We start from the raw sequence: 12201 nt of genomic DNA, 5'->3' as shown, positions 1-12201 counted from the left end.
TTCCTCCTAAAAGAAAGCCTTGAATCACGTTCAATCTGATTTGAGAATCCCAAGAGTCCACACGGCCTAGTCCGCTTCGGCGGTATCCACCGGTTTCCGCTTCGGCAAACAGCCTGTTATGGTCGTTAATCCAGACCGTGCCATTGCGCAAAGCGCGTGCGACGCGCATCGCGCGCTCGCCATCGTGGGTCCAGACGCTGGCGGAGAGGCCGTATTCGCTGTGGTTGGCGCGGACAACCGCCTCCTGCTCGTCCTCGAACCTCTCCAGAACGACAAACGGGCCAAAGATCTCCTCCTGCACGAAGAATGCCGAAGTATCGCGATGCTCAACCAGCGTCGGAGTCAGGAAGAATCCGTTGGCCAGATCGCCGTTCGGCCGTCCGCCACGCAAGACAACCTCATCCGCCGCAGCGATCGCATTCTCGATCCTGCGCGAGACTGCGGCAAGCGACGCCGCATCGATCAGCGGACCCATGTCCGTCTCTGCTGACAGGCCGGAGCCGATTTTCAGGTTTGTGAGAGAGGACCGCAGCGCCGCCTTCATCTCCTCATAACGCGACGCATGTACCAGAACACGCCGCGCCGCCGTGCACTGCTGTCCGGAGATGATGGTCGCAGCAGCAGCGAGCTTTGGCGCCACCGTCGCGATATCTGCATCCTCAAAGACAAGACAGGCCGACTTCCCGCCGAGCTCAAGCGACAGTTTCTTCATCGTCGGCGCAGCCGCGGCCATGATCCGTTGCCCGGTCGCATTCGAGCCGGTAAAGCTGAGCACGTCGACCTCGGACGAAGTGACGAGATATTCCGCCACCTCGTGCCCCTGCTCGTTGACGAGATTGACGACGCCGGCAGGAAGCTGCTCGACGTCGCTCAGGCACTTGATGATCTCGGCAGTAACGAGAGCTGTCTGCGGCGCAGGCTTGATAACCGCCGTGCACCCAGCGGCAAGGGCCGGCGCCAACGCGCGGATAAGCAACACCGCGGGCGCATTCCACGGAATGATCAGGCCGGCAATGCCTGCCGGCTCCCTTAGCATCGTCGAGAACGTCCCCGGCTCGACTTCGAGAACGTGGCCCGGGATGTGACGCGTCAATCCCGCGTAGTAGCGAATCTCCGAGACGCTGGCCGCGATCTCGCCACGCGATTGTGGCAGTGGTTTCCCGTTCTCCAGCGTGAGAAGGCGCGCCAGCTCCGCACCGCGCCGCTCCATCCGGTCTGCCCATTCCAGCATGACCAACTGGCGAAGCCGCGGATTTTGCGACCAGCTCGGACGCTCGAACGCACGACGAGCGCTCGATACGGCCGCCTCCGCGTCCTGCCTTCCTCCGACCTCGAAACGGCCGATCACGGCTTGATTGGAGGGATCGATGCTAGGAGCCGCTTCGCCGGACGAGGCTTGCTGCCAATGGCCTCCAATCAGATTGCGCGCATGAAGAGACATTATCTAACCCATACTTCAGTGATGACGTCGTGGCATGACGGCCAATGGTCGCTATTTGAACTGCCCTTTGGTTTCGGGGATCACGGCTGCCCCGATCAGGTAGATCGCGAAGACCGCAACCGAGAAGATGGCGAGCGACGTCGGAATCGCGGTCGCCTCCGCGCTCACCAGCGACACGAAGGTCGGCATCATGCCGCCGAGCGCAAAGCCAATGTTCCAGGACAGCCCAGTACCGCTCGCGCGCACAGCCGTCGGGAAACGCTCGTTCAGGAAGATCAGCACCGGTGCATAGCCGGCATTGCCGATAAAGGCGATCGCAAGCGCATAGAGCGTGATCTGCGTGATGTCCTTCGTCGCAGCAAGGCCCAGATAGCACAGCGGAAGCAGCACGATGGCACCTGCTCCGACCAGGAGAAAGGTTTTCTTCCGCCCTATCCTGTCGCTTAGCGATCCGATCAGAACAGCCGAGAAGAACGACGAGACGCTGGCGCCCATCAGAATCAGCGACGAGGTCTGGTTCGGGATCGCGTTGATGATCTTCAGGAAGCTCGGAAGATATCCGGAGGTCAGATAGTAGCCCGCTCCGCCGCCGAACGTGATCAGGAGATTGAGCAGCAAGATCCTGCGATACTCCCCTGAAAAGATTTCCTTGACCGGAGCCTTGGGCACCTCTGCCTTACGTGTCGCCTGTTGCCGCTTTAGCTCCTTGAAATAAGGCGACTCCTCAAGGTTCTTGAAGATGAACCAGCCGAGCAAAGAGCTCAGCAGGCCGGAGAAGAACATGACGCGCCAGCCCCACTCCGCGAAGGCTTCACCGGGAAAGATCGAGGACGTGATCAGGAACACGAACGACGCCAGCAGCGCGCCGATCCCGGCGCCACCACCACCCACCAGACCAGACATCGCCCCGCGCCAACTTGCTGGCACGGATTCCGTGCCGATCGTATGGGTCGAGGCCACCACCCCGCCGACGAAGACGCCCTGCACCAGGCGCAGGATCAGGAAGATGATTGGCGCGATCACGCCGACCTGGGCGATCGTCGGCAGCACGCCGAACGCAGCCGTGCTGATGCCGACACCGAAAATTGCGACCAGCATGGCGCGCTTGCGTCCGTGCACATCGGCATAATGGCCGAATACGGCCGAGCCAAGCGGCCGCATCAAGAGCGTGACGGCGAACGATCCATACACTGCGGCGAGCGACAGCGCGGCGTTGCTCGACGGAAAGAACAATGCGCCGACGACCGGCGCGACGTAGAGCAGAATGAACAAATCAAAAAGATCGAGCGCCCAGCCGAGCACCGAGGCGATGATCGCGTTGACCATCTGTCGATTGTCTGCCGACGTCCGCACATTCGCGACCGACACGTCCATCTCAGCCATATTTTCTTCCCCGTTGAAGATTGCCGCGGCGGCTGACGGCCGTCCGCGGCGTTGTTAGCTGCGTTCTTTCGTCGTCAGCGCCCGACGAACTTGGGCGGACGCTTGGCGTTGAAGGCTTCGACGCCTTCCTTGAAATCCTCGGACTGACGCAGCCGGCTGTAGCAATGGCCCTCGAGCTCGATTGCGATCGTGAGCGTCGAGTCTTCGGTGTCGTTCAGGAGCTTCTTCGCGGTGCGCTGTGCCAACGGCGCGAAGGAGCGGAGTTCGTCAACCAGCCTGTCGGTTGCCTTCTCGAGTTCGGCGTCCGGCACGCATTCGGTTGCAATCCCCCATTCGAGTGCCTGTTTCGCCGAAATGCGCTTTGACCGCATCACGATGTCCTTCGTGCGCGTAATGCCGACCATTTTCTGCAGGCGTGCCGACCCGCCCGACCCCGGGATTTGCCCGAGCTTCTGTTCAGGCAGAGCGTATTGTGTGGTCTCGGAAGCGATGCGGAAGTCGCAGGCGAGCGACAACTCGAATCCGACGCCGAAGCAATAGCCGCGATTGGCGACAATCACCGGCTTGGCGCAACGCGCGGGCGCCGCGATATTCCAGGCCAGTTTTGATACATGCTCCGGGCTCGCTTCCATGAAGCCGCCGATATTGCCTCCACTAGAAAAATGGTCGCCCTCGCCCCGCAGCACGATGACGCGAACGCGCGGATCTTCATCGAGCGTCTCAAAGGTCAGCCGTAGCTGGTCGCGCTGCGGCATCGAGACGACGTTATAGGGCGGCCGGCCGAGGATGATGTCGGCGCGCTCATGCGCCTCGTCGATCTCGACCTTGAACCCATCGAGCTTGGCGAGACGGGGGTCGGTAAAGCTGTACGGTGACGGCATGTGGTTGTTTCCTTTCGTTGGTGTCGTGTGATCAGGCTGCATCCGAGGGCGGCAGGCGCTCGGCTTCATATTCTCCGGCTACGAGCAGACGCCGCAGCAGCTTGCCGACCGGCGATTTTGGAATGGCGTCAACAAACACGTAGCGCCGCGGACGCTTGAAATTGGCAAGACCTGAGGTGCGGCAAAACTGCTCGAGCTCCGCCTCGGACACTGGTCGGTTGCGCCTGACGAAGGCGGCGACGATCTTGCCCCACTTCTCGTCGGCGAGACCGACCACCGCCACTTCGGAGACCGCCGGATGCAGCGAGAGGCAGCTTTCGATCTCCACCGGCGAGACGTTCTCGCCGCCGGTGATGATCATGTCGTCGACACGGCCCGTGACGAACAGGTCACCATCGGAATCGACGAACCCGGTGTCTCCGGTAAAATACCAGCCCTCGCGCAGCGCCTTGGCGTCGGCCTCCGGCCGCCGCCAATAGCCCTCGAATGCCTCGTCGCCGGCGAGCAAGGCGATGATCTCGCCCTCTTCGCCCGGTGCGGCAAGTTCGACGGCCGAGCGGGCATTGATCCGCACCACCTTGATATGCTGGTTGATGCCGGCCTTGCCGGCCGAGCCGGGCTTGGCCGGTGCGTTCTGATCGATGGTGAACGTGTAGATCTCGGAGCTGCCGTAATGATTGACGAACAGGTCCGGCTTGAACAGTTCGCTCAACTTCTTGAGCAGACCGTCCGTCATCGAGGCGCCGGCAAAGCCGAGCTTTCGCACGGTCGATATGTCTATCGCCGGGAACGCCTCGTGGTGAACGAGGTCGTGATAAAGGGTCGGCACCAGATAGAGATTGGTGATCTGTTCGCTCTCGATCAGGGCCAGCGCCTGGCGGCTGTCGTAGCGTGGCAGGCAGATGAACGTGCCGCCGATCAGCGACATCGCGAGCAGAGAGCGCACACCCATGGTGTGATAGAGCGGCATCACGCCGAGCGTACGCTCGTTGCGGCCATAGAGATTTTGCGCGACATGCGCGACCGCAGCCGCGCGCTCGGCGCGATGGCGGCGCGGCACGCCCTTTGGTTTCGATGTCGTGCCCGACGTGTAGAGCATGATCGACCATGCATCGGCGCCGACCCGAGGCTCGGCATCCGGGGCGCTGCTTTCCACCATCTCCGCGAAAGCCAGATCTCCGTCGGCATTCATACCGACCGCGATGCGTTGCAAGCCGGCCGCGCGCGTGGAATTTCTCACAGCGTCGGCGGAGACATCCTGATAGAAGACAGCGCAGGCTTCGGCATTTTCGATGCAAAAGTCGAGTTCGTCGGCTTTGGCGCGCCAGTTGATCGGCGTGATTACGAGTCCTGCAAGCTGACAAGCCCAGTGCAGGGTCGCGGCCTCCCAGCGGTTCTGCAGCACGGTGACGACGTGATCGCCGGGTTTCAGCCCGATGCGGTCGAACGATGCTACGAGCGCCGAGATCTTGCCATGCCACTGCCGATAGGTAAGGCGAAGCTCGCCATCGACGATTGCAAGCGCATCGGGATCACGCGCGACGCTTGCAATAAAACTGCTGCCGAGATCAAGCATCTGACTTCTCTTGGGTGGTGGTGGCAAGCTCGGCGGCTGCTTCCAGCGCCGCCTTTACGATCGGGGTGTAGCCGGTGCAGCGGCAGAGATGGCCGCTCAGGAGATCGCGGATATCGGCTTCGCTTGGCGCCGGATGCCGGCGCAGGTAATGGTCGAGCGACATCAGGATGCCGGCGGTGCAGAAGCCGCATTGCAGGGCGTGGTTGCGGCGAAACGCTTGTTGCAGGATGCCGAGCCGGTCGGGCGACGGAGCAAGCCCCTCGACCGTCTGGATCTCGCAGCCATCCACCTGTGCCGCCAGCGTCAGGCAGGAGCGCGTGAGCATGCCGTCGACAATGACGGTGCAGGCGCCGCAAACCCCGTGCTCGCAGCCGACATGGGTTCCGGTTCCGCCGATCTGCTGGCGCAGGAAGTCGGACAGTAGCATGCGCGGCTCGGCTTCGGCTTCAACCGGCCTGCCGTTCAGCTTGAAGCGAACCGGATGACGGCCATCGGCGCTGAGACGGGTCATTGCAGCACCTCGCGCACCAGATCGCGACCGATGATCCGCACCAGATCGCGCCGATAGCGCGCGGTCGCGTGCACGTCGTCCCGCGCGTTGAGCTCGTAGGCAAAGCCGTTCAGCGCGTCATCGAGCGCGCTTCGGTCCAGGCGCGGCCAGTCCCGCGCCATCGGGACATCGGCGACGCCGCCGACCGCTAAGCGGACCCCCTTCGGAGTTGCAACCGCCGCACAGGCCACTATGGCGAAATCACCATGACGGCGGGCGACTTCGCGAAATGCGCATCCGCCGCCCGGACTTGGAAACGATACGGCTTCGATCAACTCGTCCTCGGCGCGGGCGGTCGCCATCATGCCAAGAAAGAACTCGCTTGCTGCAACCCGTCGGCGCCGCCGCGCATTGCGCAGATGCACCTCGCCGCCGAGGGCGATCAGCGCGAGCGGCATCTCGGCGCTCGGGTCGGCGTGTGCAAGCGAACCGCAAATAGTGCCGCAACTGCGCGTCTGGACGTGACCGACCCAGGGCAACGCCAGCGCAAGCAGGGGCAAAGTCCGCGCCAGCTCCGGCCATGCGAGCAAGGCGGCCTGGCGCACGCCGGCGCCGATCGTCACCACTCCCGCCTGCTCTTCGATGCGGTTGAGCTCCTTCAGCCGCATGATGTCGATCAGGAGTCTTGGCTTGGCGAGGCGCATATTGAGCATTGCCATCAGCGATTGGCCACCGGCCAATACGCGGGCATTGCCGCCCTCTTTGGAAAGTCCCTCAAGGACTTCGTTGACGGATTCGGCGCGGACATAGTCGAAGGCGGCTGGTTTCATCGTCGCCCTCCAAACAGGCTTGCGAGCTTGCTGAGCAGGGCAAACATCGAGAAGCCGCTTGCAGGCGCTCCACCGCCGGCGTGGCGCGCTAGTGCCGCAAAAAATTGTCCGATGATCACGCGCGTCGCGCCGTCGAGCAAGCGGCCGCCGATGCTGGCCACCTTACCGCCGATCGCTGCGGCATAGCTGTAGCGCAGCCGTGTACCGCCTCTGTCGTCGGGCTCGAGCGTGATCCGTCCCTCGGCGTGACCGAAGCCGAGCGCCCCCTCGGCTTTCCCGCGCAACGTCACCGCATGCGGCGGATCGAGATCAAACAATTGTACATCGGCGCGATAGCGTCCGCTGACCGGCCCGATACCGAGCGTCACGTCGGCGCGGAAATGCGTGTCGGAGACCTTGTGGACCTGCTCGCATCCGGGGATGACAGCCTGCAATGTCTGGGGATCGAGCAGCATCGTCCACACCTGCTCCGGCGCCCCGTTGACGGACGCACTGCCCTCGCCGCGCAGCCGGCGGTCTCCTTCGCGTGTGAGCGCCGCCCTCGATTGTCCCGTCGGCGGTTCGGGCTCCGGACCACGCACCAAATCGGCGAGCTTCGCTGGCACCAGCGGCAGCGTGACGTCGGCAAGGCCCAGCGCATCGGCGACGGCATTGGCGATGCAGACCGGCGTTGACATGCAATTGCCTTCACCGACGCCCTTGGCCCCGAGCGGGGTGAAAGGCGACGGCGTCTCCATATGGATGATCTGTGGCTCAGGGACTTCGGTCGTCGTCGGCAGCAGATAGTCGGCCAACGTTCCGGTCAGAAAGCTGCCGTCAGCGGCATAGGCATATTCTTCACAGAGCGCCGCCCCCAACGCTTGCGTGAAGCCGCCGCGGATCTGCCCGTCCACCATGCCCGGATGCAGGATGGTGCCGCAATCGTGCATGGTCACGTAGCGATCGATACGGGTCTCAAACGTCGTGCGGTCGATCTCGACGCCGCAGAAATCGAAGATGAAGCCGTGGCAGAGCGAGGAATTGATGCGATCCTGATCGTCCGGCGGGGTCAGCTCCGGCGGCGTCCAGAACACGGTTTCGCGGATGGTCTGGCCGGCATCATCAGGCAATGAGCCCGGCGACCAATGGCAGAGCGCCGCGACTCTGGAAAAAGCAACGCGGTTCTCCAGATTGTGCTTCGACGCGACGAAGCCGCCCGCGAACACGATATCTGCCGACTCAACATTCAGTTGGCTCGCGGCGACGCGCGCAAGACGGGCCGCGATCCGCTCAGCCGCCAGCTTGGCGGTGCCGGCCACAGCGGCGGCAAACCGGCTCGCATAGTTTCCGGAGGCGATCGACCAGGCATCCTTAGCGGTATCGATTTCGGTGTTGACGCGAACGTCCTGCGGCTTGAGGCCGAACACGTCGGCCACCACCTGCGACAGCACCGTGCGATGGCCCTGCCCCTGCGGCACGGAGGCGACATGGACCGTGACGCCCCCGACGGGATCAAGCGCGACCGTTGCGGTTGCCTGCGCGCCATTCTTCGGCCCGGCCTTGCGACGTTCCGCCGCCGTAAGCACGGTCGTGATGTAACCCATGTTGGAGACGCTGGGCTCAACGACCGCCGTAAAGCCGATGCCATAAAGGCGGCCTTGCGCTCGCGCCTCATCGCGTCGCGTCCTCAGTTCTGCGAGTTGTCCGTGCTCGACAGCCCTGGCGATCGCCTCCTGATAGTTGCCGGAGTCCAGCAGCGCGCCGGTCGCTGTGCGATAAGGGAAGGCGTCGGCCGGAACGAGATTGCGCTTGATGACATCGAGCGGATCAAGGCGCAGCCCGATCGCGATCCGCTGCACCAGGCGCTCGAGCGCGAAGTAGACTTGCGGTCCGCCAAAGCCTCGGTTGAGGCCGGTCGGCGTCTTGTTGGTGACGACGACGCGGTTGCGCACTCTCACATGGCGGATATCGTAGGCGCCGGTGAGATTGCCGTGCATGCGGTAGAGCGTTGCGGGCTCGGGCGCGCGCAGATGGGCGCCGCAATCCTCGACCTGGTCCCAATCGAGCGCGAGGATCTTGCCATCAGCGGTGACCGCAACTGAAAGCGTCGTGGCGCGGTTGGTCGCCGAGACCGAGGCCGTCAGATGCTCCAGCCGATCCTCGATCCACTTCACGGGGCGCCCGACGGCGCGAGAGGCCGCGCTGATCAAGACGATGTAGGGAAAGATGCCCTGCTTGACACCGAAGCTGCCGCCGGAATCCGGCGGGGTGCGCAGCCGCAGCCGATTGCCCGGTACCTTCAGCGCACGCGAAATCACGGTGTGAATGCTGAAAGGGCCCTGGAAATTGGCGAGGATGTCAAAGGCATTCTCAGCCGCATCATAGGTGGCAATGACACCATAGGTTTCGATCGGCGTGCAGGAGTTGCGCGGATAGCGGATGTCGATTGAAAAGCGATGCGTTGCTTCGGCAAACGCCTGCTCGGGATTGCCGTAGGAAAAACTGCGATCGCTGGCAAGATTGCCGGGAAAGCCATCGTGCAGGACAGGCGCATCGGCTGCGAGCGCCGCCAACGGATCGACCACCGCAGCGCGCGGCTGGTACTCGACATTGATCAGTTCGATCGCATCTTCCGCTCGGGCGCGATCGCTCGCGATGACCACGGCGACGGGCTCGCCGACATAGCGAACCCGCTCGATCGCGATCGGCCAGCATTCCACCGGCGCCTTCACGCCAACGACGAGGCTCGACGTCAGCGCCTTGACCTGCTCGCCGGTGAGGACAGCGGCGGCGCCCGGCGCATGCCGCGCCGCCTCGGCGTCAACAGAGACAATATCGGCATGGGCATGTGGGGAGCGCAGGATGGCAGCATGCAGCGTGCCCGGCGGCGTGCCGAGATCGTCGATGAAGCGCCCGCGGCCGGTGAGCAGTGCGGCATCCTCGACGCGTTCGATCGAACGGCCGACCCAAGGCCGGTCTTCAGCCGTGTTCTGATCGACAGATGATGCGGATTGAACCGCGGCCTCCGCCATTCCGACGCTCCTCTCCACTGCGCTCTCCGACGCGGCGTGGAGCAGTTGTCAGAATGTCAGCCATGCGGGCCATACCGCCCGATCTCACGACCTACCAAATCGTCTCATTTGAAAGTGTGCACCGCAATATCAACTTGCAAGGCGCGAGACGTTGCGAAATTCGCGCGGACTGACGCCGGCATGATCGCGAAAGAAGCGGGTAAAATGCGCAGGCTCCGGAAAGCCGAAGCGCTCACTGAGATCGGTGACCGACGTGTCCTGGTGGATCACGGCCTCGAGCGCCCGCTCCATGCGCACCACGTTCAGATAGATCTTCGGCGAAACCCCGAGCGACGATTCAAACAGGCGGAAGAATTGTGCGCGTGACAGCCCTGCTCCCTTCGCGAACTGATCGACATTGGCGCGGGATCCCTCCTGCGCGCGAATGACTTCCGTAGCGCGCCGGATTCGCCAGTCGCAGGTCATCGCATTCATGCCGCGGATTGAATTGGGAAAGCTGCGCCACGGCGTAAAGCGCTCGATCACCGCGATCATCAGGTCCGAGAGGGTCTGCTCATGGTCGCGCACGCAACCCGGGTGCGCCATCATCTCGGTGGCAAGCTGCATCGTAAGCTGGCGGATCCGCGGCGAAACCTCACCAGAAGGCTGATCGAAGAAACCTGGCGCGCCGCTTGCGGCCCAGCCGGGCCGAAACTCCTTCAACCATTGAGGTTCGATATAAAGCGCCAGAATAAGGGCCCGCGGCCGCGCGGGATCGTGAACGTAGGCGTGCGGCTTCCAGCCGTCGACGAGCACAGCGCCGGTGTCCGTCAGCGGATAAACCCGATCTCCCACCAGGAACTGTGTATCGGCGCCTTCGACCTTCAGCAGGACATGGCAATGCGGATGCGCGTGACGCACCAGCGAACGATCCATATCCAGTAGCGCGACCCTTCCGAAGGCGCCATAAGCAATGCGCAGAGCTGTCGACATCCAGGCCTCCCTTCAGACGTAGTTGTTGCTTCGTTTCCCGTCAGCATAGGCCGGATGATCTGTCAATGCGAGAGGCACCCACGGCAAGCCATCGTCGTTACAGAGCAGCATCTCGTGCGGCCAGCGCGCGCTCGCGCAATTGCGTGAGCGTTGCGGTGGGCGTGATCGCTTCGGGATCGATCCTGAGCTCCAATATGGCGGGCTTACGTTTTTCATCGGCGAAGGCCCTGGCCCGCGCAAACGCCGCGGCAAAGTCATTGGTCTTGAGGACCAGCTCACCATAACCGCCAAAGGCCCGCGCGAGCGCGACGAAATCCGGATTATCCAGCGCCGTTGCATGCACCCGTCCGGGATATTCCTTCTCCTGGTGCATGCGGATCGAGCCGTACATGCCATTGTTGACGACAATCGCGATGACGCCGAGCCCATACTGCGCCGCCGTAGCGAGCTCGTTCGCGCTCATCAGAAAGCAGCCGTCGCCCGCAAAGCAGAGAGCGGTGCGTTCGGGATGAGCCAGCTTGGCGGCAATCGCCGCCGGCAGGCCATAACCCATCGATCCAGACGTCGGCGCAAGCTGGGTCCTGAAGCCGCCGTAGCGATGAAATTTGTGCACCCAGATGGCATAGTTGCCGGCACCATTCGAGATGATCGCGTCCGCCGGGAGCACCTCGCGCAAGTGCAGCATCACTGCGCCCAGATCAACCGGGCCCGGCATTGATCCCGGCGTCTGGTCGGAGATGAATTCGGCACGGCCTGCCGCAACCCAGGCCTTCCGCAGCCCGCCCCTGTTTGCCTGCGATCCGCCGGGCGGCCGCAGTCGCGCGACGGCCGCGGCAAACTCCGGCATGCCCGCGTTGACCAGGAGATCAGCTTGATAGACACGGCCCAGCTCGTTCGGATCGGTATGCACGTGAACGAAGCGCTGCGATGGCCGGGGCACTTCGAACAAGGTGTATCCGGACGTCGTCGTCTCGCCGAGACGTCCGCCGATCGCGATGATGAGATCAGCGCTGCGAATGCGCCGGACCAATGCCGCACTTGGACCAAGCCCGGCATGGCCGATGTAGTTTGGATGGCGGTTATCCAAAATATCCTGCCGGCGGAAGCCAGCAACAACAGGCAGATCGAAGATCTCGATGAATGTCTTGAGGTCCTCGCAAGCTCGCGCATTCCACCCGCCACCACCGACGATGACAACCGGCCGCTCGGCGTCCGCTATCATCTCAACAAGGCGCGAGAGCTGATCAGCGCTCGGATGCGCCGCAGCCCGCCGAAACGGCCTCGCATCCGCAGCCACGACCTCCTCGGCCAGCATATCCTCCGGCAGCGAGACCACGACCGGCCCCGGGCGTCCCGAGACCGCGACATGAAAGGCGCGGCTGACCAATTCCGGGATGCGCTCGGCGCGGTCTATCTCCACGACCCACTTCGCCATGCCGCCGAACATCTGACGGAAATCGACTTCCTGCCATGCCTCGCGTCCCAGCATGCCGCGGGCAACCTGCCCGATGAACAGGATCATCGGCGTCGAATCCTGCGCGGCGTATTGCCTCACCTGAGGATGTTACTTTCGCTTGACGGATGTAGCTCCGACTGTCGGCCGGTCCGAGGTTGCGT

9 protein-coding genes are annotated in these 12201 nt (G+C 63.3%); all 9 read right to left on the bottom strand.

The features are described 5' to 3' along the window. The coding region (locus tag AAFX91_RS32415; RefSeq protein WP_394569291.1) for an aldehyde dehydrogenase family protein at positions 1-1441 on the bottom strand (1441 nt) is incomplete at its 3' end. A 51-nt stretch (positions 1442-1492) separates the two neighbouring features. Next, positions 1493-2824 carry an MFS transporter gene (locus AAFX91_RS32410; RefSeq protein ID WP_130579899.1) on the bottom strand — a complete coding sequence of 444 codons (1332 nt, stop codon included), beginning with the start codon at positions 2822-2824 and terminating at the stop codon, positions 1493-1495. Between the two features lie 74 nt (positions 2825-2898). Continuing rightward, the gene (locus AAFX91_RS32405; RefSeq protein ID WP_394569290.1) at positions 2899-3705 is read right to left on the bottom strand and encodes an enoyl-CoA hydratase/isomerase family protein; all 807 of its coding nucleotides are present in this window, start codon (positions 3703-3705) and stop codon (positions 2899-2901) included. A gap of 31 nt (positions 3706-3736) precedes the next feature. Then, positions 3737-5281 (bottom strand): AMP-binding protein, encoded by a 1545-nt coding sequence (locus tag AAFX91_RS32400; RefSeq protein WP_394569289.1) that lies wholly within the window; start codon positions 5279-5281, stop codon positions 3737-3739. After that, positions 5274-5792: a (2Fe-2S)-binding protein gene (locus AAFX91_RS32395; RefSeq protein WP_394569288.1), complete on the bottom strand. Its 519-nt coding sequence runs from the start codon at positions 5790-5792 to the stop codon at positions 5274-5276. Before AAFX91_RS32395 ends, AAFX91_RS32400 begins: the two co-directional genes overlap by 8 nt. Beyond that, positions 5789-6601, bottom strand: a complete 813-nt coding sequence (locus tag AAFX91_RS32390; protein WP_394569287.1) for an FAD binding domain-containing protein — start codon at positions 6599-6601, stop codon at positions 5789-5791. The genes AAFX91_RS32395 and AAFX91_RS32390 overlap by 4 nt, the downstream gene beginning before the upstream one ends. Continuing rightward, positions 6598-9612, bottom strand: a complete 3015-nt coding sequence (locus AAFX91_RS32385) for a molybdopterin cofactor-binding domain-containing protein (RefSeq protein ID WP_394569286.1) — start codon at positions 9610-9612, stop codon at positions 6598-6600. The genes AAFX91_RS32390 and AAFX91_RS32385 overlap by 4 nt, the downstream gene beginning before the upstream one ends. Positions 9613-9741: 129 nt before the next feature. After that, positions 9742-10584, bottom strand: a complete 843-nt coding sequence (locus AAFX91_RS32380; protein WP_130579893.1) for an AraC family transcriptional regulator — start codon at positions 10582-10584, stop codon at positions 9742-9744. Between the two features lie 97 nt (positions 10585-10681). Continuing rightward, complete coding sequence (locus AAFX91_RS32375) at positions 10682-12139, bottom strand: thiamine pyrophosphate-dependent enzyme (protein WP_394569285.1); 1458 nt, start codon at positions 12137-12139, stop codon at positions 10682-10684. Positions 12140-12201 lie beyond the last annotated feature (62 nt).

The sequence above is a fragment of the Bradyrhizobium sp. 31Argb genome, from assembly GCF_043638955.1.
In the GTDB taxonomy this organism is placed as follows: Bacteria; Pseudomonadota; Alphaproteobacteria; order Rhizobiales; family Xanthobacteraceae; genus Bradyrhizobium.
Note: the sequence above shows the minus strand (reverse complement) of the source record. Positions and strands in the feature narration are given on the sequence as shown.